This window comes from Streptomyces sp. NPDC127117 (genome assembly GCF_042677325.1).
Taxonomy (GTDB): Bacteria; Actinomycetota; Actinomycetes; order Streptomycetales; family Streptomycetaceae; genus Streptomyces.
Window position 1 is genome coordinate 14,579 of the sequence record NZ_JBHXTM010000047.1, and the last position, 23,624, is coordinate 38,202.

Here is a 23,624-nt window from a genome sequence, read left to right on the forward strand (position 1 = left end):
AGATATGAGCAATATGTCTGTGGTGTCAGGTGTCCCGACCGTGGTGGTGCCCGAGTCCGTACGGTTCAAGGCCGCCTGCCCGGACTGCCGAGAACGGTTCGAACTGGCGGCGGGCGCCGTTCGCCTCGTGGTGGGGGCCAGCCGCCGGACGACGTTCTACTCCTTCACCTGCCCGCGGTGCGATGCGGCCGTCCGCAAGCCCGCGGGGGAGCGGATAGTCGAACTCCTCACCAGGGGCGGGGTGCGGACGCTGCGTCTGCACCCCGGCCTCTAGGGTCTTGCGTCTGGATCGAGCCCGGCATGATCCGAACGAGAGGCCCTGGCCCACTCCGCACCGGCTCCCGGAATTCCTCCGCACCAAGCTTTCGGAAATTCTTCGCGCCGGATTTCAGCCCGTCGGACACCTAGACACATCGAGGCTCAGCCCATGTTCTGGCCCATGCTCGCCATCGCCCTGGGATTTCTCGGGATCGCCGTTCTCGGCGTGCTGGCCGTCAAGGTCTTCATCGAGGCCCAGCGGCTCGGGCGCCAGGTGACGCGGACCACCCAGCGCATCAACCGGGCGGCGGAGGACCTCGAAAAGGCGGCGACGAACCTCGCCGCCACCGGCGAGGCGCTGCGCTAGGCCCCGCCGCCGCATCCACCCGTCAACCCCTGTGAGCAGGGCCGATCGATCGGGGCGGGCGCGGCCTCCTGTTTCGCGGTTCCGGGGGGTACGCTGCTGAAGCGGCCCTGAGAGCGAGGCGTGGGCCGTAATCGCAAGGATGCATGGGTATTGCCCTGCGTTTACTCCTGCGGGATACGATCGCTGACGGTAAGAAGATCGGACGTCTGTCCGAGGTTCCATCCGCCCCACCCCTGCTGCCTCGGTGAGAAGGTACACGCATATGTTCGGAAGGCTCGGCGCTCCCGAGATCATCCTGATCCTCGTCGTCATTGTTCTGCTGTTCGGCGCGAAGAAGCTTCCCGACATGGCTCGCTCGCTCGGCAAGTCGGCCCGCATCCTCAAGAGCGAGGCCAAGGCGATGAAGTCCGAGGGCAGCCCGTCGGCGACCCCGGCCGAGCCGGCCGCCAACGACGCCGCCCAGGACCAGGCCGCCCAGCGCACCATCAAGGCCGCCCCCGGCGACGTGAGCAGCTCGCGTCCGGTCGCGGAGCCGACCGACTCGACCAAGCGCTGACAAGAACCGGGCCGACGCAGGCGCCCTGATCAGTGAGGGCCTGCTGCACGAGATGAGGACGTGGGTTGCTCAAGTCTGCCCGCAAGCAGGAGACCGACCCAGAGGGCCGCATGCCCTTGGTGGAGCACCTGCGTGAGCTGCGTAACCGGCTGGCGAAGGGCATGCTGGCCATCGTTGTCGTAACGATCGCCGCAGCTTTCTACAGCCAGGCGCTGATGGAGTTCCTCTCCGCTCCCGTGCCCCGTTGTGAGAAGGGGCTGGGCGAGACAACGGGAGGCGCGTGCGCGGTCATTGCATACACCGACCTCCTCTCCCCCTTCACGACGACCGTGAAGGTCAGCCTCATGGCCGGCGTCATCATCGCCAGCCCGATATGGCTGTATCAGCTGTGGGCGTTCGTGGCACCCGGGCTCCACAAGCACGAGCGGAAGTACACGTACGCCTTCGTGGCGGCCGCGGTGCCGCTGTTCCTCGGTGGTGCGGCGCTCGCCTACACGATCCTTCCGATCAGCATGCGCGTCCTGTTGGGCATCACGCCCGACGGGTCGGCGAACATCCTCCCGATGGACAAGATCCTCGACTTCACGGTCAGGATGGTGCTCATCTTCGGAGCGGCCTTCGAGCTGCCGCTTCTCCTGATCATGTTGAACCTGACGGGCATAGTGACCGGGCGTCGCATGCTCGGCTGGTGGCGCGGTGTGGTCATGGGGGTGTTCGTCTTCGGGGCAGTGGCGACTCCCACGACCGACCCCGTGGGGATGATCGCGCTCGCGGGTCCGATCGTGGTCCTGTACTTCATGGCGGTCGCTTTCTCCCTGCTGAACGACAAGCGGCGACGCCGTGCCGATCCCGACGCCGAACTGGATGATGACGAGGCGTCGGAACTGGACCTCACTCCCGAGGACGTCGGTGAGATCGAATCGGTCTCGTCCGCCCGGTCGCTGCCCGCACAGGCGAGTTCGGACCGGGACCGGGTGAACGGTTACGACGACATCACCTGACCTTGTAAGGTCCCCGGGTGACCAGCGAGATCACCCTCTTTGTCAATCCCACCGCAGGACGCGGCCGGGGCGCGCGTGCCGCGCAGCCGGCCGCTTCCGCGTTGCGGGAGGCCGGATTCTCCGTGCGTACGGTTCTCGGTGAGGACGCCGACGACGCTCTGCGGCGGGCCCGTGAGGCCGTCGCGGGCGGGACCGGGGCGCTGATAGCCGTGGGCGGGGACGGCATGATGTCCCTCGCCCTGCAGGCCGTCGCGGGAACGATGACCCCGCTCGGGGTCGTCGCCGTCGGCACCGGGAACGACTTCGCCCGTGCGCTCGGGCTGCCGATACGGGATCCGGCCGCTGCCGGACGGCTGGCCGCCGACGCGCTCAAGGGGGGCGGCGCCCGCGAGATCGACCTCGGGCGGGTCGGCGAGCTGTGGTTCGGGTCGGTGCTCGCCTCCGGGTTCGACTCCCGGGTCAACGACCGGGGGAACCGGATGCGCTGGGTCGGCGGACGGTTCAAGTACGACCTCGCGATCCTCGCCGAACTCGCCGCGTTCAAGCCCATTCCGTATCGCGTCAGGCTGGACGACGGACCGGTCAGGGAGATCGAGGCGACGCTCATCGCCGTCGGCAACGGGTCGACGTACGGCGGGGGGATGCGGATCTGCGCGGACGCGGTGATGGACGACGGGCTGTTCGACGTGACCGTCGTCGGGGACTGCAGCCGTACCACCCTGCTCAAGGTGTTCCCCCGCGTCTACAAGGGAACGCATCTCAGCCATCCCAAGGTCACCGTGCACCGGGTCTCCTCGATCGAGCTGGTCGCAGCGGGTGTCACCGCGTACGCGGACGGTGAACAGCTCGGGGAGCTACCGCTGACCGCGCGCTGTGTGCCCGGTGCGGTGCGGGTGCTCGCGCCGGGTTCTTCGGGCGGGATTTAAAGATCGCGCCTGGTGTCAGAGGTGGCGGGTAGTCTCGAAAGCACGATGACAGAGGACCTCTCACCAGCTGAGCGATACCAGGCTTCTCGGATCCGCGCCGCCGAGCAGGCCACCGCACTCGCGCCCTTCCGCGAGATGTACGAATTCGATCTGGACCCCTACCAGATCGAGGCCTGTGAGGCCCTGGAGGCCGGCAAGGGCGTGCTCGTCGCCGCTCCGACCGGCTCGGGCAAGACGATCGTCGGCGAGTTCGCCGTGCACCTCGCCCTGGCACAGGGGCGGAAGTGCTTCTACACCACGCCGATCAAGGCCCTGTCCAATCAGAAGTTCGCCGACCTGGTCAAGCGATACGGGCCCGAGAAGGTCGGCCTGCTGACCGGCGACAACAGCGTCAACGCCGATGCCCCGGTGGTCGTCATGACCACCGAGGTGCTGCGGAACATGCTGTACGCGGGCTCCCAGGCACTGCGCGGCCTCGGCCATGTGGTGATGGACGAGGTGCACTACCTCTCCGACCGCTTCCGGGGCGCCGTCTGGGAGGAAGTGATCATTCACCTCCCGGACTCCGTGACCCTCGTGTCACTGTCGGCGACGGTGTCCAACGCCGAGGAGTTCGGCGACTGGCTGGACACCGTACGCGGTGACACCGAGGTGATCGTCTCCGAGCACCGCCCCGTGCCGCTCTGGCAGCACGTGCTGGCGGGCCGCCGGATGTACGACCTCTTCGAGGAGGAGACCGACCACGGCGGCCGCGGCGCCGGACGCCGCGAGGTCAACCCCGACCTCGTCCGGCTCGCCCGGATGGAGAACCAGCGGGGGTACAACCCGCGTGAGCGCCGCCGCGGCAAGATGGTCCGCGAGGCGGACCGGGAGCGCGAGCGCCGCCAGCGCAGCCGGATCTGGACACCGGCCAGGCCCGAGGTCATCGACCGGCTGGACGCCGAAGGGCTGCTCCCCGCCATCACGTTCATCTTCAGCCGGGCCGGCTGCGAGGCCGCCGTGCAGCAGTGCCTGCACGCCGGACTGCGGCTCAACGACGAGGAGAAGCGGCGACTGGTCCGCGAGATCGTCGAGGAGCGCACCGCGTCCATCCCCGGCGAGGACCTTCACGTCCTGGGCTACTACGAGTGGCTCGAAGGGCTGGAGCGGGGCATCGCCGCGCACCACGCGGGCATGCTGCCGACGTTCAAGGAGGTCGTCGAGGAGCTGTTCGTGCGCGGGCTCGTCAAGGCCGTCTTCGCGACGGAGACCCTCGCACTCGGCATCAACATGCCCGCACGCTCGGTGGTGTTGGAGAAGCTCGTCAAGTGGAACGGCGAGCAGCACGCCGACATCACCCCCGGCGAGTACACCCAGCTGACCGGCCGGGCCGGGCGGCGCGGCATCGACGTCGAGGGCCACGCGGTGGTGCTCTGGCAGCGAGGCATGGATCCGGGCGCGCTGGCCGGACTCGCGGGTACGCGTACGTATCCGCTGCGCTCCAGCTTCCGGCCGTCCTACAACATGGCCGTCAACCTGGTGCAGCAGTTCGGGCGGCACCGGTCGCGCGAGCTGCTGGAGACCTCCTTCGCGCAGTTCCAGGCCGACCGGTCGGTGGTCGGGATCTCCCGCCAGGTCCAGAAGAACGAGGAAGGGCTGGAGGGCTACCGGGAGGGCATGACCTGCCACCTCGGTGACTTCGAGGAGTACGCGCGGCTGCGCCGCGAACTCAAGGACCGGGAGACGGAGCTCGCCAAGCAGGGCGCGACGCAGCGGCGGGCCGAGGCGGCGGCGTCGCTGGAGAGGCTCAAGCCCGGCGATGTGATCCATGTGCCCACCGGCAAGTTCGCCGGGCTGGCGCTGGTGCTCGACCCGGGTCTGCCCGCCGGGCGAACCAATGGGCACGGCCACCGCGGGCTCGAATACCACGACGGCCCACGGCCGTTGGTGCTCACCGCCGAGCGGCAGGTCAAGCGGCTCGCCTCGATCGACTTCCCGGTTCCGGTGGAGGCGCTGGAGCGGATGCGGGTGCCGAAGTCGTTCAATCCGCGCTCCCCGCAGTCGCGTCGTGACTTGGCTTCCGCACTGCGGACCAAGGCCGGGCACATAGTTCCGGAGCGGCACCGCAAGGGGCGGTCCGCCGCGGCCGACGACCGGGAGATCGCCCGCTACCGGGCGGAGCTGCGCGCGCACCCCTGCCACGGATGCGACGAGCGCGAGGACCATGCGCGGTGGGCCGAGCGGTATCACCGGCTGCAGCGCGACACGCGGCAGCTGGAGCGTCGGATCGAGGGGCGGACGAACACGATCGCCCGCACCTTCGACCGGATCGTCGCGCTGCTCACCGAGCTCGACTATCTGCGGGGCAACGAGGTCACCGAGCACGGGCGCCGGCTGGCGCGGCTCTACGGCGAGCTCGATCTGCTGGCGAGCGAATGCCTGCGTGCGGGGGTGTGGGAGGGGCTGAACCCCGCCGAACTGGCGGCCTGCGTCTCGGCGTTGGTGTACGAGGCGCGGCAGGCGGACGACGCGGTGGCCCCGAAGCTGCCGTCGGGGCCCGCGAGGTCCGCGATGGGCGAGATGGTCCGGATCTGGGGGCGGCTGGACGCCCTTGAGGAGGACTTCAAGATCAATCAGGCGGAGGGGGTCGGACAGCGCGAACCCGATCTGGGCTTCGCCTGGGCGGTCTACATGTGGGCGTCGGGGCGGACACTGGACGAGGTGCTGGGCGAGGCGGAGATGCCGGCCGGGGACTTCGTGCGGTGGTGCAAGCAGGTGATCGACGTGCTGGGGCAGATCGCGGCTGCGGCGCCGCGGGACGGGAGTTCTGTGGCTCGCAGTGCGCACAAGGCGGTGGACGCGGTGTTGCGGGGGGTTGTGGCGTACAGCTCTGTGGGGTGAGTATCCGCTGGGTGCGGGTGCGGGTGCGGGTGCGGGTGCGGGTGCGCCTGCGGGGCGGGGCGGGGTACGCCCGCGGGGCGGGGTGCGCCTGCGGCGGGGCTGTTTCCCTCCCCGCCCCTTCCCGCGACCGGGGGCTCTGCCCCCGGGCCCCCGCTCCTCGAACGCCGGAGGGGCTGGAGGTGGCCGGAGGGGCTATGCGGCCGAGTTGGCCGCGTCGCGCTTGGCTACTTCTTCGCGGACTGTCGGGATGACGTGGCGGCCGAAGTCGATCGCGTCGTCCAGGAGGTCGTAACCGCGGGCCGAGATGATGTCCACGCCCAGGTCGTAGTAGTCCAGCAGGGCCTGTGCCACTGTTTCCGGTGTTCCCACCAGGGCCGTCGAGTTGCCGGCGCCGCCGGTCTCCGCCGCGGTCGGTGTCCACAGGGCGCGGTCATGACGGTCGTTCGCGGCGGCCACCGCGAGGAGACGCCGGGAGCCGGTGTTCTCCGGGGTGTTCCGTGGTGTGCCGGACTTGCGGGACTTGATCCGGGCCAGGGTGCGGTGGGCCTTTTCCCAGGCCAGTTCCTCGGTGGGCGCGATGATCGGGCGGAAGGCGACCTGGATCCTCGGCACGTCCGTGCGGCCCGCCGCCCGCGCGGCCTCCTTCACCGAGGCGATCTGCTCCGCGGTCTGTGCCAGCGGTTCGCCCCACAGGCAGTAGATGTCGGCCTCGGCGCCCCCGGCCGCGTACGCCGCCGGTGAGGAACCCCCGAACGAGACCTGCGGACGTGGCTGCTGCACGGGGAAGGTGTCGCTCACGAAGTCGTTGAAGCGGTAGTGCGTGCCCTCGTGGTCGAAGGGCTCGTGCGATGTCCAGGCCCTCTTGATGATCCGGATGGCCTCACGGGTGCGCTCGTACCGCTCGTCCTTGGTCAGGAAGTCGCCCTCGCGCTGCTGCTCGTGGTCATTGCCGCCGGTGATGAAGTGCACGGCCAGGCGGCCGTCGCTGATCCGGTCCAGGGTCGCGAAGGTCTTGGCCGCGAACGTCGGGTACGAGACGTTGGGGCGGTGCGCCACCAGGATCTGGAGCTTTTCGGTGTGGGCCGCGACATAGGCGGCGGCCGGGGACGGGTCGGGGGCGCCGGAGGCGTAGGCGAACAGCACCCGGTCCCAGCCGTGGTCCTCGTGCGCGCGGGCCAGCTTGAGGGTGTACTCCTTGTCGAAGGACGCCCCGGAGCGGGGTATCACTTCGGAACCTTCGTTCGTTGCTGCGATGCCGAGAAACTCGACGGGCATGGCGAAGCCTCATCTCGTGCTGCGGAAAACCGGTCGGTCGGAGCGCTGACGTGGAACGGTCAGCGGCAACACGAGGCGGACCACACTCGACCGAAGTCGATGTGGTCACGGGTGACCAGCCGCAACTGAGGGCGCATCTGCCCAGTGGAACAGGTGTGTTGGTGAGCGGTCAACCGTCTTTGGGGACAATGGGGGAGGCGTTGTCGGTGAGCCCGGTAAGCCGGGTAAGCCCGGTGAGTTCGGCGATGCGGGCGAGGCGGACGTCGGTGTGTGCCGGGCCGATCAGCATCACGCCGAACGGCAGGCCGTCCACCTCACCGGCGGGGATCGCGATCGCGCACTGGCCGAACAGGTTGGTGGAGCCGGTGAACCGTGCGAGGCGGGCGTTGGCGGCCGGAGGGTCCGCGACGGCCCCGGCGAGCGTGGGGTGTTCCGGCGCGGTGGGCAGCAGGAGGGCGTCCGCGTCGGCGAGTGCGGCCGTCGCGGCGGCACGGAGTCCGGCCAGCCGGGCCTGATCGGCGAAGAGCCGGTGGGCCGGGATGTCACGGGCCCCGCTGATGATCCGGGCCACCGTGGGGTCGAGGCCGGGCGGGGTGGGCGTGCCGTCGACGAACGCGCCGACGGCGGTGTAGCGCTCTGCGACGAGAGCGGAGTCGTACAGCATCGCGGCGGCCTCGGTGAACGGCGTCAGGTCGATCGGCCGGAGCACCGCGCCTGCCGCGCGGAGCCGGGCGGCCGTCGACTCGTACGCCGCCGCCCGGCCCGCGGCGAGTTCGCCGAGTTGCGCGGTGGGCGGGACCGCGATCCGCCAGGGGCCCTGAACGCGGGGGCGGTCGGGGCGCGGGGCCGGGGCGGTCATCAGCGCCACAGCCTCTTCGGCCTGGGCGAGCGTACGGGCGAACACGGTGACACAGTCCAGGCTCGCGCAGGCGGGAACCACACCTTCCGTCGGGACGAGACCGCGCGTCGGCTTCACCGCGAAGACGCCGTTGAACGCGGCGGGGACACGGCCGGAGCCCGCGGTGTCGGTGCCCAGGGCGAGATCCACGATGCCCAGGGCCACGGCGACCGCCGAACCGGAGCTCGAACCGCCGCCGACCCGGTCGGGATCGTACGCGCAGGCCACCGCGCCGTACGGGGAACACATGCCGGTCAGGCCCGTGGCGAACTGGTCCATATTGGTCGTGCCGATCACCAGGGCTCCGGCGGCGCGCAGCCGGGCAACCGCCGGGGCGTCGGAGCCCGGCTCGTACGCGTACGAAGGGCAGCCCGCGGTGGTGGGGAGGCCGGCCACGTCGATGTTTCCCTTGACGGCCAGCAGCCGGCCCGCGAGGGGGAGCCGCTCGCCCGCGGTCAGGCGGGCGTCCAGCCGTGCGGCCTCCGCCTCCACGTCGTGGCGGGGGCGCAGATCGATCCAGAGCTCGGGGCGCCGCACCGCATCGATGCGGGCATGGGCATCCCGGACGCGGTCGAGGAGGGGCGAGGTTGTCGGCATGGTCGGTCCTCGGATCCTTGGGGCCGGGGCGTCACCGGGCGGCGTCCCGCCCCGGCGACGGCCCGTCGGCGGCGCCGGTGGTCGTGCCGCCGACGGTCGAGCCGCCGGTGGTGGTGGCCGGCTCGCTCCGGTCGGCGGACAGGCCCGCGCGGCAGGCCAGTTGGAGCGCCAGGCGGACATCCGGCTCGTTCAGATCGGCGCCCGTCAGCTGGACGATCTTGCGGATGCGGGCGCCCACCGCGTTGCGGTGCAGATGGAGCGCGTCCGCGGCACGGGCCGGCGAGTTGTTGTGGTCCAGGTAGCCCTGGAGCGTGCGCAGCAGTGGCTCGGCGCGCTCCGGGCCCAACGCCAGTACCGGGGCGAGGAGTTCGCTGACCGCCTCGCGCGCCGTGTCGGAGGCGTACCACTCCAGCAGCATCCGGTCCAGGCCCACCGCGTCGTGCGCCGCCACCGTGGCCCCCGCACCGCGCGGCACCGCGGCGCGGGCCTCCCGGGCGGAGGTACGGATGCCCAGCGGACCCCGGTGCGGTGAGCCCACCCCACACCGCAGACCGGCCTCCGGGCGCAGTCCGGCCAGCCGGTCCACCACCCGGCGGGCCCGCGCCAGGGTGGCGCGCCGCCCGTTGGCCCCCGGGTCGGCGGGCCAGGTGCTGAGCAGGACCAGAGCGTCGTCGACCAGGGCGGCGTTCCACTGGACGGAGTCGGCGGACTGCGGGGTTGACGGGGTGGAGGGGGCCGGCGTCGCGCCGTCCCAGCTCCGCAGCAGGGTCAGCGCCTGGGACATGACCGCGTCCAGGGCCTTCGGCCGGTTCGAGGCGTCCAGGCCGCCCGCCTCCACCCGCAGAGCGATGTGCCAGCCGTCCACCGGCAGTGCGAGCGCCCGGCCCCGGGCGGCCAGCCGGGCGGCCTGGTCCTGCGGGGCGACGAGCAGTTCGGCGAGCAGCCGGCCGCGGGAGCGCACCGGGACGTCGCCGTGCCCGCCGCCCGCCGCGGCGAGCGCCGCCAGCGCGAGGACCGAACGCACCGCCGTACCCGCGTGACCCGGGCGGGCCGGGGCCGAGAGCCGGATCTCGCCGTCCGGGCCGGCGGCGACCGCGCCCTCCTCGCCCGGACCGGCGGCGCGCAGCTCCACGGGTACGCCGAGGGCGCGGCCGGCCGCCGCGGCCACCCGGCCGGGGTCGCCCGCGACCGCCGTCACCTCCCGCGCCGCGGCGGCGACCCTGGCCAGCGCGTCCGCCGCCGACCCGGCCACCGCCCGCTCCACCGCCACCACGAGGGCCGCGAGGTCCCCCTCGGCGTACAGCACCGCGACCCGGCCCCGCTCGGCCAGCGCCCGTGCCGTGGCCGTCACCTCGGCGGGCAGCCCGTGCGGCGCCTCGGTCACGCCCGTCAGGACCAGCGCGGCCGCCCCCGCCGCGGCCGCGTCCCGTACCGCCACGTCCAGCAGATGCCCCGGCACCGGGGTCAGCAGTACCGCGACCGTCCCGGCGGGGATCGCGGCGAGCCGGTCCGGGCGCGGCTCCAGCCGTACCCCCGTGACCTCCACCGCGTCGAGCGGGCCCACCAGCGGGCGGACCGCTTCGAGCCCGGGGGAGGAGAGGAGCTCCAGGATGTTCGCCATCCATCCAGTGTGCCGCCGATGTGCCACGAGCACACCCGGCCGCCGAATCACGGGCCCATGGCCCATGGGGAGCGCGATCCGGCTCCGTACGCTGGGATTCATGCACGTGGACGCCGGAGCACTCGCCGACTTCGCGCGGGGCTGTGCCGTCCTGGGATCAGGGGGCGGCGGACCCGCCGATGTGACCCTTCCCGTCGCCGGACAGGCGATCGAGGAATGCGGTCCGGTGCCCGTCGTCGACCCGGCCGCGCTCCCGGCGGACGCGCTCGTCATGCCCGTGGGGCTGGTGGGATCGCCCGCCGTCGCCGCCGAACGGATCGGCGGACGGGACGAGCCCGCACGGTTGCGGGACCGCTTCGAGGCGCTGCACGGCGCACCGGTCGCCGCGGTGATGAGCAGCGAGATCGGCGGCCTCAACGGCTGTGTCGCCGTCGCCTGGGCGGCCCGGCTGGGGCTGGGGCTGCTGGACGCCGACTCGATGGGCCGGGCCTTTCCCCGGATGGACCAGAACGTCCTGGAGCTGGCCGGGCTGCGCCCCGGACCGGCCGTCCTCGCGGACGAACACGGGCACACCGTCGTGGTCGACGACGTGGACGGCGTACACCTCGAACAGTTCGCCCGCGCCGCCGTCGTCGCCTTCGGCGGGCGCGCCGCCTCCACCGACTACCCCCTCACCGCCGGGCAGGCCGCCCGGCACGCCGTCGCCGGATCGGTCACCCGCGCCCTTGCCCTCGGCCGCGGTGAAGGACCGGCCCCGCTGCTGACCGGCAAGGTCTCCTCCGTCCGCAGATACGCCACCGGGGGCGCAGACAGCGACGACGCCACGGGCGTCCTGCTGGAGGGCGGCGGCCCCGACGCGGGCCGGCTGGTGCTCGTCGAGGCGCGCAGCGAATTCGTCGCGGCCCTGGAGGACGGCACCCCGCTCGCCGTCGTGCCGGACGTCATCGCCCTGGTCGACGTGCGGACCGGCTGGGCCGTCCCGGTCGAGGAGGTCCGTTACGGGCTGCGCGTCCACCTCGTCACGCTCCCCTCGGACCCCGCCTGGTACACGCCCGAGGGCCTGCGGCTCGCCGGGCCCGCCGCCTTCGGTCTGACCGGCCTCGCCGACGGGGGCCGGGCGCCCGGAGGCACCTCATGATCCTCGGAGTGGATGTCGGACCCACCAACACCGATGCCGTGCTCCTCGACGGCGACCGGGCGGTGCGGGCCGTCAAGGTGCCCTCGGTGGCCGGGGACGCCGTCGGATCGCTCGCCGCCGCCGTCCGCGCGCTCCCCGCCGAGCCGCGCGGCCGGGCCACCCAGCTCGCCGTGGGCCTGCGGGTCGCCGCCCGGGCGGTCAGGGAACGGCAGGGGCTCGCCCGGGTCGGTGTGCTGCGGGTGGGCGGCGTGGCCGCCGACGCCGTGCGGCCGCTCTTCGGCTGGCCCGAGGCGCTGCGCGACGCCGTGTGCGCCGGTACCGCGAACGTGCGGGGCGGCGGCGGTCTGGCGCCGCGCGACGCCACGCCGCTCGACCGGGACGCCGTCGCCCGCTTCGGCGCCTCGCTGGCCGGACGCGCCGAGGCGTTCGCCGTCACCGCCGTGTTCTCGCCCGTCGACGGCGGCCAGGAGCGGGAGGCCGCCGAGATCCTGCGCGCCGAGACCGGCCCCGACACGACCGTCCTGCTCTCCAGCGACGTCGGCACCCTCGACCTGCTGGCCCGCGAGAACGCCACGGTCCTCGACGCGGCCCTGTCCGTGCTGGTCGCCCGGGTCGCCGACGAACTGACCGCCACTCTGTCCCGCCTCGGCCTCGCCCCCGGCGCCGCCGTCCTCGTCACCCGCAGCGACGGCACGCTGATGAGCCTGGAATACCTGCGCCGTCAGCCCGGACTCAGCCTGGGCAGCGGACCCGCCTGCACCATCCGGGGCGCCGGACTCCTGGCCGGGCTCCCGGACGCCGTGGTCGCCGACATCGGTGAACGCCGCGCCCGGGTCGGGGCGCTGACCGGCGGCTATCCGCAGGAGGCCGGCCCCGGGGAACGCATCGGCGGCGTCCCCGTCAGCGTGCGCTTCCCCGACCTGATCACCGTGAGCGCCGACGCCCACCGCGAACTGGCCGAGGCCGCCGACCGGATGCGCCCCGCCGCCGGACTCCTCCCGCTGATCCTGGTCGGCGGCGGGGCGGGCGGCGTACCCGCCGACGTGCTGGCCGGCTTCGACGTCGTACGGCCCGAACACGGCGGCGTCGCCGGGGCGTTCGGCGCGGCGGCCAGCCCGGTCGGCGGCCAGTACGACCGCATCGTCCGCCGGGGGCCCGGCCGGCTGCTCGACGCCGTACGGGACGAAGTACGCGACCTGGCCCGGGCCGGCGCCGTACGGGCCGGGGCCGACCCCAGGCGCGTACGCACCCACGCGGAACCGGACCTTCCGGTGCCGTATCTGCCCGGGGCGGTGCTCCTGCGGGCCCGTGCCGTCGGGCCGCCCCTCCCGCTCTGAACCCCCGCTCCCCGCCCCACCGCAGCAGGCCCGTGCCGTGCTGCTGCGCCCTCCTGCCCGACCGCTCACCCGAGGACCCGTCCCCATGACCCAGCAGTTCGATGTGCACCAAGAGCCATCCCCGCCGGCCCAGGCCCAGCCCCGGGCGCCGCAGGACGAGGACTACCCGCTGGAGCGGGTGCCGCGCGCGGCCCGCTACTCCTGGTTCAACGTCGCCGTCCAGCGCTTCGGCCAGCTCTCCGACCTGACGCAGTTCCTGCTCGGCGCCGCGCTCGGTGCCGGACTCTCCTTCTGGGGCGCGTTCTGGGCGTTCACGCTCGGCTCGGTGATCCTTGAGATCGTCTGCATATTCGTCGGCATTGCCGGCATGCGGGAGGGCCTGTCCACCTCGATGCTGGTCCGCTGGACCGGCTTCGGCCGTTACGGTTCCACCCTCATCGGACTCGTCATCGCGGTCAGCCTGTTCGGCTGGTTCGGTGTGCAGACCGCGGTGTTCGCGGCCGGACTGCACTCCATCGTGCCCGCGCTGCCGGTCTGGGCCTGGTGCCTGATCTGCGGGCTCGGCGTCACCGCGCTCGTCCTGCGCGGCTTCCGCGCCATGGGCTGGACCGCCTTCGTCACCGTTCCCGCCTTCCTCGGCCTCGCGGGCTGGGCGATGATGGTCGAGTTCTCCCGGCACAACGTCGGCGACCTGGTGGCCTCGGCGCCGTTCGGCGCCCACATGTCCATCGCGACCGGCGCGACCATCGTCGCCGGCTCGTACATCGTCGGCGCGGTCACCACCCCCGACATGACCCGCTTCAACCGCAACACCGGCGATGTCGTGAAGCAGACGGTCGTGGGCATCAGCCTCGGCGAGTACGTGCTGGGCCTCGGCGGGGTGCTGCTCGCCTACGCGGTGAAGTCCTCCGACCTGATCGCCATCATCACGTCCTCCTCCGGCGTCATCGGCGTCATCGTCCTGGTCTCCGCCACCGTGAAGATCAACAACTGGAATCTGTACTCCTCGTCGCTCGGCCTGATCGGCGCGGTCGAGGCGCTCTTCAAGGTCCGGCTGAACCGGGTCGGCACGACCGTCACGATCGGTGTGCTCGGCAGCCTCGCCGCGGCCGCCGGAATCCTGGACCGGTTCACCGACTTCCTCACGGTGCTCGGCGTCCTCACCCCGCCCGTCGCCGGAATCATGGTCGCCGAGTACTTCGTGGTGAAGAAGTGGCGTCCGCAGCTGGATGCCTCGCGCGCCGCCGGCCGGCTGCCCGAGACCGAACCGAGCTGGGTACCCGCCACGATCGCCCTGTGGGCCGCCGCCTCCCTGTTCGGCTGGCTCGGCGACCACTACCAATGGTGGGGCATCCCGGCGCTCAACTCCCTGCTGCTGGCCGGGCTCGGCTATGTCGTCCTCGGCAAGCTCGGCCTGGTGCGCGGCGCCCGCGACCTGCCGTTCGAACAGCCCGTACGTCCTGCGGCGGCGATCGAGGCGGAGACCGGCACCGCCTGGTCGCCGAAGGCCGCCGCCTGACCCGTACACCACCCGAACACCCCCACCCCCTACGAAAGACAGACACACCATGCGCATCGGAATCGACGTCGGAGGCACCAACACCGACGCCGCCCTTCTGGGGGACGACGACCGGATCATCGCCACCGCGAAGACCCCCACCACCTCCGACATCACCTCCGGCGTGACCGCGGCGATCCGGGCACTCGACCCGCCGATGGAGTCCGTCACCGCGGTGATGATCGGTACGACCCACTTCCTCAACGCGCTGATCGAGGGCGCCCGGCTCGCCCCCGTCGCCGCGGTACGCCTCGGTCTGCCGGCCACCGCGGCGCTGCCGCCGATGACCGACTGGCCGGAGCGCCAGCGGGCGGCCGTCGGCGGGCAGGGGTATCTCTGCCACGGCGGGCGGGAGTTCGACGGACGGCCGCTGTCGCCGCTCGACCCCGAGGAGCTGAAGCGCACCGCGGCCGACATCGCCGCGCGCGGCCTGACCTCGGTGGCCGTCTCGTCCGTGTTCTCCCCGGTCGCCGAACAGGACGAGCGCCGGGCCGCCGAGATACTCGGCGCCGAACTGGGCCCCGGCGTGCACTTCTCGCTCTCGCACGAACTCGGCCGGGTCGGACTGCTGGCCCGCGAGAACGCCACGATCATCAACGCGGCGCTGCGCGACCTGGCGGCCGCGATCGTGGAGTCGTTCGCCAAGTCGCTCGCCGAGGTGTCGCTGACCGCCCCGTTCTTCCTGTCGCAGAACGACGGCACGCTGATGGACGTGGACTTCGCCCGCGCCTACCCGGTGGCCACCTTCGCCTCCGGGCCCACCAACTCGATGCGCGGCGCCGCCTTCCTGTCCGGCCTCGGCGACTGCGCGGTCGTCGACGTCGGCGGCACCACCGCGGACGTGGGCATCCTGGCCGGCGGCTTCCCGCGCGAGGCGGCGGGCGAGAGCGAGGCCGCGGGCATCCGGACCAACTTCCGCATCCCCGACGTCCTCTCGCTCGGCATCGGCGGCGGCTCCCTGGTGTCGCCCGACGGCGAGACCGGCCCCCGCTCGGTCGGATTCCGGCTCACCGAGGAGGCGCTGGTCTTCGGCGGCAGTACCCTCACGGCGACCGACCTCGCGGTCGCCGCCGGCCGCGCCGACATCGGTGACCGCTCCCGGGTCGCCCACCTGGACCCGGAGTTCACCGCCCGCGCGCTCGACCGGATCGCGGAGCGGCTGGCGGAGACCGTCGACCGGATGCGCACCTCGGCGGGTCCGCTGCCGGTCGTCGCGGTCGGCGGCGGCAGCGTGCTGGTGCCCGCGTCCCTGCCCGGCTTCGACGATGTGCGCCGCCCCGGCCACTTCGACGTCGCCAACGCGGTGGGCGCCGCCATAGCCCAGGTCGGCGGAGAGGTCGACCGGGTCTTCCAGGTCCCGGAGGGGCGCAGGGACGCCGTGCTCGCCGAGGCCCGCGAGGAGGCCGTCGGCCGGGCCGAGGGCGCCGGTGCCAGGCCCGGCACGGTCCGGATCGTCGACGTGGAGGAGGTCCCGCTGGCCTATCTGCCGGGCGGCGCGACCCGGATCCGGGTCAAGGCGGTCGGCGACCTCGACCTTAACGGCATCGGCACCACCCGCGTCCCGGCCGGGGCGCGCGACACCCATGGAGCAGCGTCACATGCGTGAGATCAACCTCGACAACCTGGACGACATCGCGCGCGGCGCGGGCATCCTCGGCACCGGCGGGGGCGGCGACCCGTACATCGGCAAGCTGCTGGCCCGCGAGGCCATCCGCAAGTACGGACCGGTCCGGCTCGTCGCCTTCGACGAGGTGCCGGACGACGCGACGGTGGTCCCCGTCTCCGGGATGGGGGCACCGACGGTACTGCTGGAACGCGTCCCCGCCGGTGGCGAGGAGGTGGCCGCCCTGCGCGCCCTGGAGAAGCACATCGGCCGGGCCGCCACCCACATCGCGCCGATCGAGGTCGGCGGCGTCAACTCCATGCTGCCGATCGCCTGCGCCGCCGAGGCGGGGCTGCCGCTGGTGGACGGCGACGCCATGGGCCGGGCCTTCCCCGAGGCGCAGATGGTGCTGCCCGGACTGATCGGGGTGGCCAACACCCCGATGGCGCTCGCCGACGACAAGGGCAACAGCATCATCGTCGACGCCGTCTCCAACCACGCCGCGGAGCGCATCGCGCGGGCGGTCTGCGTGGAGCTGGGCTGCCAGATCTCCAGCGCGGACACCGTGATGCGCGGCGACCAGCTCGTCGACGGGCTCGTCCCCGCCACGCTGACGCTCGCCGAGCGGCTCGGCGCGGCGGTGCGCGAGGCGCGCGCCGCGCACACCGACCCGGTGCTCGCGGCCCGCACCATGCTGTCCGGCACCCATCTGCTGACCGGCAAGGTGATCGATGTCAGCCGCCGCACCGAGGGGGGCTTCGCCCGTGGCAACGCCCGGATCGAGGGGATCGGCGACGACGCCGGCCGGGTGCTCGAACTCGGCTTCCAGAACGAGCACCTGCTCGCCACCCGGGACGGCGAGACGGTCGCCACCACGCCCGACCTCATCTGCGTGCTGGACACCGACACCGGCGACCCGGTGACCACCGAGGGCCTGCGCTACGGGCTGCGCGTCAGCGTTCTCGCGGCGCCCTGCGACCCGCGCTGGACCACCCCGGGCGGCCTGGCGCTCGCCGGTCCGCGGTACTTCGGGTACGACGTGGACTACCTGCCGTTCCGGGAGAGCTGACCCACCGGACAGACACCACGGCCCCGGCCGGTCCGCACCACGGCCCCGGCCGGTCCGCACCACGCGGACCGGCCGGGGCACCGGACCGGGTGTCCGCCTTTCTCAGACCGTCCGCTTGCCGCTCTTCATGGACACGGCCGCGCAGGCCAGGCCCAGCAGTACGGTCAGGCCGCCGATGATGACGTTGTTGAGCACGACGCCGAGGTCGGGGCTGCTGCCGACGATCCAGGTCGAGAGGATCGTCCAGATCCCCATGGCGCAGATGGCCCAGCTCAGGCCGTACATGCGTTCCGGCATGACGGTGAACCCGAGGCCCAGCGCGGCGATCGCGATACCCATGATCAGGTTGTGCGTCGCGAGCGTGGGCTGGGTCGCGGTGAAGTGCAGCACCCACGGCGAGATGGCGCAGTAGAGACCGACGAGGAACACCGGTGCGTCCACCAGGGCCACATCGCGGCCACCGAGCATGCGGGCATAGCGATCGCGCATTTCCGAAACATCGGGGTGACTGGCCATGTCACGGCCGGTGTGCGAGAGGTTTGACATGAGGTTCGTCTCCTTCGCTCCGTGCAGACCACCCGCCACTCGTGCGCGATGAGCGGCCTGCTTATGCCATTCTGCGCTTATATCGCCCTTATGTGTAGATTCAGGACTCGCGGAAATCCACAGGAACCGCATGAGGTGATGCACCGTCCAGCCGCCGGGCCAGCTCCACCAGAGCGGGCGTCCGCAGCACCCGGTCCCCGTACCCCGGCAACGGCACGTGCAGCGGCTCCGTCCAGCGCGCGGGGATCGCGCCGTAGCCGTACACCGCACCCGCCAGGGCGCCGGTCACGGCGGCCACCGTGTCGGTGTCCCCGCCCACGTCCACGGCGGCGGCCAGGGCGTTCTCGTACGAATCCGTGGTGCGCAGCGCCCACAGCGCGGTGCCCAGGCACGGCCAGACCGCACCGTTGAACTCCGTCGCCGCCTCCGGGTGCCAGCCGGGCGCGAGGACGCCGGCCCAGCGCTCGCGGTGATCCTCGTGCACGCCCGCCAGGGCGTTCGGGACGGCGGAGAGCGGATCGCCGCCGTCCAGTGCCACCCGGATCAGCTCGTGGAGCACGGCGGTGCCCTCCCAGGCGGCCCGGTCGCCGTGGGTGAGGGCGGCGATCCGGCGGGCGGCGTCCATGGTCGCCGTACGCCCCCGCGCCGCGAAGTACACGGCGGAGGTGGCCGCCCGCATCAGCGAACCATTGCCCGCCGCACGCCCGTTGACCTGGAAGTGCAGCGCCGCCGCGAGGTCCCACTCCGCACCGCTCGTCAGGACGTCCTCGGTCTGCAGCCCGATGTCCTTCGGGCCGCCCGCCGCCCAGCGGCGGAACCGGCCGAACATGTCGGGAAGGTCGAGACCGCCCCGCTCCAGCAGCGATTCCGCGACCAGCACGGCCATCTGCGTGTCGTCCGTGGCTTCGCCCGGATCCCAGCCGCCGCCCCCGCACATCGTGCCGACGCCGTCCGGGAAGCGGGCGGTGTACACACCGGCGGGCCCGAACTCGAAGGGTGCGCCCAGCGCGTCACCCACCGCCGAACCCACCACGGCACCCGCCACCCGGTCCGGTCTGTCCGCCAGGCCCGCGACATACATTGGAATCATCCGGTCAGCCTACGGAGAGCGGCCGGAGTACGCCCCGGGCTCAGGAGACTTCGACCACCACCGAGTGCCGGCCCGTCGCGCCGTCCGGAACGGTGCCGGTCCGCCGGCCGGTCTGGGTGGCGCCGGTGCCGTCCGTGGCGCGGACCTCCAGGGTGTGACGGCCGGACACGGCGTGCCACTCCCACACCCACTGGCGCCAGGTGTCCCGGGTGTCGGCGGCGGCCAGGCGGGCCGTGTGCCACTTCCCGCCGTCCACCCGGACCTCGACCCGGGAGATGCCCCGGTGCTGCGCCCAGGCGACCCCGGCCACCGGCACGGTGCCGGGCTTCGGGGACGCCAGGGGACGGGGGGTGTCGATCCGGGACTCGGTCTTGACCGGTGCCTGCTGAGCCCAGTCCCGACGTACCCAGTAGGCGTCGTACGCGTCGAACGTGGTCAGCTCGATGTCCTCGATCCATTTGCAGGCCGACACATAGCCGTACAGGCCGGGTACGACCATCCGGACCGGGAAGCCGTGCTCGAAGGGCAGCGGCTCGCCGTTCATGCCGAAGGCGAGCATGGCGTCGCGCCCGTCCATGACCGCCCCGACCGGTGTGCCGATCGTCATGCCGTCGACGGAACGCGCCACGAGCTGGTCGGCGGGGTCGCCGGCCGACGGCGGCCGTACCCCGGCCTCGCGCAGCAGGTCGGCCAGCCGTACTCCGAGCCACCTGGCGTTGCCGATGTACGGACCGCCGACCTCGTTGGAGACACAGGCCAGCGTGATGTCCCGCTCGATGATCTCCCGGCGCAGCAGATCGTGCAGGCCCACCGTGAGGGGGCGGGCGACCCCCTCGCCGTGGATCCTCAGCCGCCACCCGGCCGCATCGAGGCGGGGCACCACCAGGGCCGTGTCGACCCGGTAGAAGTCCTTGTTCGGGGTGAAGAAGGGGCTCAGCCCCCGAATCTTCAGCTCGGCTCCGGGCGGCAACGCCGCTGCGGGGGAGCGCGGGGCCGGGAGGACCAGGTCGTGACGGGAGGCGGAGGCCCCCGCCTGGACGGAGGAGGTGAGCCGCCGGCCCAGGAGTCCCGCACCGGCGGAGGCCGCCGCCGTGGCGGTGGCCGCGACCACGAAGCCGCGGCGGTCGAAGCCGCCGTACGCCCCCTCGCCCCGCCCTCCGGCCGCGGGGGCGGGTCCGAGCCGTCCGACCAGGAGGTACAGCACCGCCACCGCCACCACGGCACCCACCACCGAAGGCAGCGCGTCGGCCGGCGCACCCCCCGGACGCCCTGCCGCCGCCAAGGCCCCGACCAGGCCGAAGACCAGGACGGCGGCCGAACCCGTGCGTCGGTGCCGGAGCGCCAGCACCCCGATCGCCATGGCGAAGAGCGCCAGGAGGACCAGGATCCCGAGCTGGAGCACCAGCTTGTCGGCGGTGCCGAAGTTCCGTACGGCGAAGTCCCGCACGGCCGGGGGCGTACGGTCGATCACCGCACCGCCCACCGCCGCGACCGGGCCCGCCTCGGGACGTAGGAGCGCTGCGGCCGGCTCGGCGACCGCCAGGGCGCAGAATCCGGCGATCAGGCCGCTGAGCGCGGCGAGGGCGGTGCGCGTCGCGCCCGGTCGCGGGGGCCGGGTGGTCCGGCTGGGCCGTGCGTCGCCCCGGTCTTCACTCATGGCCGGGATCCGTCGTCCGGCGCCGGGCGGACCGGTCCCTCACTCCATCGGTCGCGGACCGGTCCAGGCCGCGTGCCTGTTCGAACCTGGCCCGTGCCTCGACCAGGTCGACGAGCGGATCCGGGTAGTCGATAGCGGCCCGGCGCGGCCCGGTGAGCTTCCACGGCTCATGGATCTCGCCGTCCGCCAGCTCCGCGAGCTCCGGCACCCAGTGGCGCACGTAGGCGCCGCGCGGATCGAACCGCTTGCCCTGGACCACCGGATTCAGGAGCCGGTTGGGCCGGGTGTCGGTGCCGGTGCCCGCCATCCACTGCCAGTTGAGCTGATTGTTCGCCAGGTCGCCGTCGACCAGCAGGTCCAGGAAGTGCCGGGCACCCACCCGCCAGTCCACGTACAGCGTCTTGGTGAGGAAGCCGGCCACGAGCATCCGGCCCCGGTTGTGCATCCAGCCCTCGTACGCCAGCTGCCGCATCGCCGCGTCGACCAGCGGGTAGCCGGTGCGTCCCGTGCGCCAGGCCTCGATCTCGTCCTCGTCGCACCGCCAGTGGTCGTGCCGGGTGCGGTAGTCCTCGCGGGCGGCGTCCGGCCGTGCGGCGAGCACCTGGTGGTGGAAGTCCCGCCACGCCAGCTGCCGTACGAACGCGTCGGCGCCCGGTCCGCCCCGCTGCCTCGCCCGGTTGATCACTTCGGCCGCCGAGAGACAGCCGAAGTGGAGGTGGGGGGAGAGCCTGGAGGTCGCGTCACCGGCCAGATCGTCGTGGCCGCTCTCATAGCCGGCGAGCGGGCCGTGCAGCCAGGAAGACAGCAGCCGGCGTCCGGCCGACTCGCCGCCCGTGGCGAGCCCGGGGGAGACACCGGCCACCTCCGCCCGCTCCGGCAACCGTCCCGGCTCCACTCGGTCCGGCAGCCGTACCGCACGTGGCGCGGCCAGGGTTCCCCGTATCCCCACCTCCTGCCAACGGCGCAGGTACGGCGTGAACACCGCGTAGTGATCACGGCCCGCCGGGACGACCCGGCCCGGGGCGACCGCGGTGACCACCGCGTCGTGGACGTGCACCGTGCAGCCGGCCGCCGCGAGAGCCGTACGGAGCCGGCTCTCGCGGAGCGTCGCGTAGCCGCTCACCCCGCCGGCGACGTGCAGGCTCCGCGCCCCGGTCTCCTCGGCCACGGCTCGGGCGACGTCCGCCACATCGCCGTCCCGGACCACGAGCCGTCCGCCGCGGTGGCGCAGCCCCGCGTCGAGATCGGCGAGGCAGTCGGCGAGGAACGCGCGCCGGTTCGGCGCGTCGAAGCCGGTCCGGTGGATGCCCCGGTCGAGCACGAACAGCGGAACGACGGCATCCGCCTCCCGTACCGCGGCCCGAAGCACCGGGTTGTCGTGCACCCGCAGGTCGGAGGTGAACAGTGCGACGGAGACAGTCATGGAGGTGTGCCCTTCCCGGTTTCGGTCATTCGCTCGTCCCGAGGCGGTCGCGCAGCCGGGCCGGTCCGTCGCGCAGCCGTGTCCTGACCGTCCCGTGCGGCACGGAGCGCGGCTCGGCCACCTCGCGGTGGGTCAACTCCCGGCAGTGGGCGAGGGTCACGGACCGGCGCCGCAACTCGGAGAGCCGCACCGTGCGGCGGCGGACCGGCTCGTGCTCCGGCCGGGCCACGATCCTTCCACGCCGCCCGGGCGAACTCCGTTGCGACGCCGTCCACATGAGCTGCGCGCCGGGGGCGGAACCGGGAATCGCGGTCGGGCTGTCGCCCCGTACGTTCCGCTCGTACCGGAGGTCCGTCTGACGTACGGCGCTACGGCGTCGCAGGGCCGCCCCGGTCCGGGACCGCGTTCCCGGGCCGGGTCCTCGGCCTCCGTGCCGCCCGCAGCGCCAGGAAGACCAGCAGCCCGAACGGCGACAGCAGGATCGTCAGCACCAGCAACGGCCCCATCACCGGCGCGGAGATCCCCAGCCGTCGCCCCTCCAGGTACATCCACTGGCCCAGCAGCAGATCCCAGGCGATCACCTGCGCCCAGATCGCCCCGGCCCCGTTCGCCAGCGCCGTCAGATCGCGGAAGGTGTCGATGTCGGGGCTGCGTACCGCGTCCCACAGCTCGGGGAAGACGGGCACGGCCATCACCAGATAGAGCACCAGCACCGGCAGAACGGTGAGCGGCGAGGCGGCGATGCGTGCCGTGGGACGCCAGGTGGGTGCCAGGATCATGAGCAGCCAGAACGGGGCCGCCAGGTAGAACGAGAGCTGGAAGAGCGTACCGGTCATGACACGAACTCCTTCTGGGCCCAGGCGGATTCAGGGCTCGCACCCGTTCGCTGCCCTGCGGGGGCCGGCCTCAGTGCCCCCAGTGCGCCGACTGCGCTCGCGACCACGATCAGCGCGGCGGCACCCAGCGTCGCACTGTCCGGGTGGACCAGCGGCTGGCCGCGCAGCGCCTGCCAGGTGACCAGCGCGACGACCGCCGCGTACGCCCCCGAGGCCACCAGCACCAGCCGCAGCCGGATCCGTGCGTCGCGCAGCCGGGGGAAGCGCGGGGCCAGGGAGACCAGCGCGAGCAGGAAGAGCGGCAGCAGTTGGAGCGCGTGCATCCCGATGAAGTGCGGTATGCGCAGATCGCCGCCGGTGGTGGACCAGCCGGTGAGTGGCATCGACGGGCCGCCGTCCGGTACGCCGACCGAGTGCGCGCCGATCACATCGGCGGTGTCCAGGTTCCCGGCCGCCCGCTGCTCGGGGGTCGGCCGGGTCATCAGGAAACCGAATCCGGCGCCCACCAGGGCGAGCAGCACGCCCGAGCGGATCGCCCAGGCGGAGGCGCGGTCGGCGATCCGGGCGCGCAGCAACAGGATCGCGATGACCAGCGTGCTGGTCCACAGGACGACGACGGTGACGGCCATCGCGTTGAACAGGGTCTCGTCGAACGGGGTGGCGTGGTTGAAGTGGCTCCGCTTCCCGCGGATCACCTGGCCGGTGATGATCGCCATTTCGGTGAGGCTGGACAGCGCGACCAGTGTCCCGGCCCACCGGCCGAGCCGCCGGCCCCGGGTGACCAGCGTCAGCATCCAGGCCAGGGCGAGCGCGTACACGACGAACGAGACCGCGAACTTGAACGGTTTGAACCATATCGCCGCGCCCGCGAGGACCCGGTCGTCGAATATCAGGCCCACGGCCGAGACGACCGTCATCACGGCCATCGCCCCGGCGAAGAGGACTAACGGGCGATGCCAGGAACGCCAGGAAGACATGAGGACCCCTC

The 23,624-nt window shown here is 72.7% G+C and carries 19 protein-coding genes and 2 pseudogenes; 11 read left to right on the plus strand and 10 right to left on the minus strand.

From position 1 onward, the window contains the following. The first annotated feature begins 4 nt into the window (after window positions 1–4). The 6 genes from ACFVH0_RS31215 (at window position 5) to ACFVH0_RS31240 (ending at window position 5,988) form a co-directional block, all read left to right on the plus strand. On the plus strand, window positions 5–274 hold the full coding sequence (locus ACFVH0_RS31215; RefSeq protein ID WP_385825656.1) for a hypothetical protein: 270 nt from the start codon (window positions 5–7) through the stop codon (window positions 272–274). A 153-nt stretch (window positions 275–427) separates the two neighbouring features. Beyond that, a complete protein-coding gene (locus tag ACFVH0_RS31220; RefSeq protein ID WP_385825658.1) occupies window positions 428–625 on the plus strand; it encodes a hypothetical protein in 198 nt (65 codons plus the stop codon). Between the two features lie 262 nt (window positions 626–887). Next, complete coding sequence (tatA, locus tag ACFVH0_RS31225; RefSeq protein ID WP_259933212.1) at window positions 888–1,181, plus strand: Sec-independent protein translocase subunit TatA; 294 nt, start codon at window positions 888–890, stop codon at window positions 1,179–1,181. A 110-nt stretch (window positions 1,182–1,291) separates the two neighbouring features. Further along, window positions 1,292–2,182 carry a twin-arginine translocase subunit TatC gene (gene tatC, locus ACFVH0_RS31230; RefSeq protein WP_385825727.1) on the plus strand — a complete coding sequence of 297 codons (891 nt, stop codon included), beginning with the start codon at window positions 1,292–1,294 and terminating at the stop codon, window positions 2,180–2,182. A gap of 17 nt (window positions 2,183–2,199) precedes the next feature. Further along, window positions 2,200–3,108 carry a diacylglycerol kinase gene (locus ACFVH0_RS31235; protein WP_385825660.1) on the plus strand — a complete coding sequence of 303 codons (909 nt, stop codon included), beginning with the start codon at window positions 2,200–2,202 and terminating at the stop codon, window positions 3,106–3,108. 45 nt (window positions 3,109–3,153) lie between these two features. Next, the gene (locus tag ACFVH0_RS31240) at window positions 3,154–5,988 is read left to right on the plus strand and encodes a DEAD/DEAH box helicase (RefSeq protein WP_385825662.1); all 2,835 of its coding nucleotides are present in this window, start codon (window positions 3,154–3,156) and stop codon (window positions 5,986–5,988) included. A 192-nt stretch (window positions 5,989–6,180) separates the two neighbouring features. On the opposite strand, the gene ACFVH0_RS31245 is transcribed toward ACFVH0_RS31240, so the two are convergent. The 3 genes and pseudogenes from ACFVH0_RS31245 to ACFVH0_RS31255 all read right to left on the minus strand — a co-directional run bounded on the left by ACFVH0_RS31245 (window position 6,181) and on the right by ACFVH0_RS31255 (window position 10,379). Continuing rightward, on the minus strand, window positions 6,181–7,263 hold the full coding sequence (locus ACFVH0_RS31245) for an LLM class flavin-dependent oxidoreductase (protein ID WP_385825664.1): 1,083 nt from the start codon (window positions 7,261–7,263) through the stop codon (window positions 6,181–6,183). A 235-nt stretch (window positions 7,264–7,498) separates the two neighbouring features. Then, window positions 7,499–8,758, minus strand: a pseudogene (locus tag ACFVH0_RS31250) (allophanate hydrolase); the annotation flags it as partial. A 31-nt stretch (window positions 8,759–8,789) separates the two neighbouring features. After that, window positions 8,790–10,379 carry a PucR family transcriptional regulator gene (locus ACFVH0_RS31255; protein WP_385825666.1) on the minus strand — a complete coding sequence of 530 codons (1,590 nt, stop codon included), beginning with the start codon at window positions 10,377–10,379 and terminating at the stop codon, window positions 8,790–8,792. A 100-nt stretch (window positions 10,380–10,479) separates the two neighbouring features. On the opposite strand from ACFVH0_RS31255, the gene ACFVH0_RS31260 reads away from it, so the two are divergent. From ACFVH0_RS31260 to ACFVH0_RS31280, 5 genes are all read left to right on the plus strand, one after another. Further along, entirely contained in the window at window positions 10,480–11,517 is a 1,038-nt protein-coding gene (locus tag ACFVH0_RS31260) for a DUF917 domain-containing protein (RefSeq protein WP_385825668.1), read from the plus strand. 8 nt (window positions 11,518–11,525) lie between these two features. Continuing rightward, window positions 11,526–12,854 carry a hydantoinase/oxoprolinase N-terminal domain-containing protein gene (locus ACFVH0_RS31265; RefSeq protein ID WP_385825670.1) on the plus strand — a complete coding sequence of 443 codons (1,329 nt, stop codon included), beginning with the start codon at window positions 11,526–11,528 and terminating at the stop codon, window positions 12,852–12,854. 85 nt (window positions 12,855–12,939) lie between these two features. Beyond that, window positions 12,940–14,373, plus strand: coding sequence for a purine-cytosine permease family protein (locus ACFVH0_RS31270; RefSeq protein WP_385825672.1), 1,434 nt, complete (start codon window positions 12,940–12,942; stop codon window positions 14,371–14,373). A gap of 49 nt (window positions 14,374–14,422) precedes the next feature. Continuing rightward, a complete protein-coding gene (locus tag ACFVH0_RS31275) occupies window positions 14,423–16,018 on the plus strand; it encodes a hydantoinase/oxoprolinase N-terminal domain-containing protein (RefSeq protein WP_385825674.1) in 1,596 nt (531 codons plus the stop codon). After that, on the plus strand, window positions 16,011–17,084 hold the full coding sequence (locus ACFVH0_RS31280) for a DUF917 domain-containing protein (RefSeq protein ID WP_385825676.1): 1,074 nt from the start codon (window positions 16,011–16,013) through the stop codon (window positions 17,082–17,084). Before ACFVH0_RS31275 ends, ACFVH0_RS31280 begins: the two co-directional genes overlap by 8 nt. A gap of 102 nt (window positions 17,085–17,186) precedes the next feature. Here the strand turns inward: ACFVH0_RS31280 and ACFVH0_RS31285 are convergent, their stop codons facing one another. The 7 genes and pseudogenes from ACFVH0_RS31285 to ACFVH0_RS31315 form a co-directional block, all read right to left on the minus strand. Beyond that, entirely contained in the window at window positions 17,187–17,630 is a 444-nt protein-coding gene (locus ACFVH0_RS31285) for an SPW repeat protein (RefSeq protein ID WP_385825678.1), read from the minus strand. 100 nt (window positions 17,631–17,730) lie between these two features. Beyond that, the gene (locus ACFVH0_RS31290) at window positions 17,731–18,720 is read right to left on the minus strand and encodes an ADP-ribosylglycohydrolase family protein (protein WP_385825680.1); all 990 of its coding nucleotides are present in this window, start codon (window positions 18,718–18,720) and stop codon (window positions 17,731–17,733) included. A gap of 40 nt (window positions 18,721–18,760) precedes the next feature. Then, window positions 18,761–20,377: a molybdopterin-dependent oxidoreductase gene (locus tag ACFVH0_RS31295; RefSeq protein WP_385825682.1), complete on the minus strand. Its 1,617-nt coding sequence runs from the start codon at window positions 20,375–20,377 to the stop codon at window positions 18,761–18,763. Then, a complete protein-coding gene (locus ACFVH0_RS31300) occupies window positions 20,370–21,800 on the minus strand; it encodes a cryptochrome/photolyase family protein (protein WP_385825683.1) in 1,431 nt (476 codons plus the stop codon). The genes ACFVH0_RS31295 and ACFVH0_RS31300 overlap by 8 nt, the downstream gene beginning before the upstream one ends. 25 nt (window positions 21,801–21,825) lie before the next feature. After that, window positions 21,826–22,023, minus strand: a pseudogene (locus tag ACFVH0_RS31305) (sigma factor-like helix-turn-helix DNA-binding protein); the annotation flags it as partial. A gap of 145 nt (window positions 22,024–22,168) precedes the next feature. Next, window positions 22,169–22,636 carry an ABA4-like family protein gene (locus ACFVH0_RS31310; protein WP_385825685.1) on the minus strand — a complete coding sequence of 156 codons (468 nt, stop codon included), beginning with the start codon at window positions 22,634–22,636 and terminating at the stop codon, window positions 22,169–22,171. Next, window positions 22,633–23,562: a hypothetical protein gene (locus tag ACFVH0_RS31315; protein WP_385825687.1), complete on the minus strand. Its 930-nt coding sequence runs from the start codon at window positions 23,560–23,562 to the stop codon at window positions 22,633–22,635. The genes ACFVH0_RS31310 and ACFVH0_RS31315 overlap by 4 nt, the downstream gene beginning before the upstream one ends. Window positions 23,563–23,624: the final 62 nt, after the last annotated feature.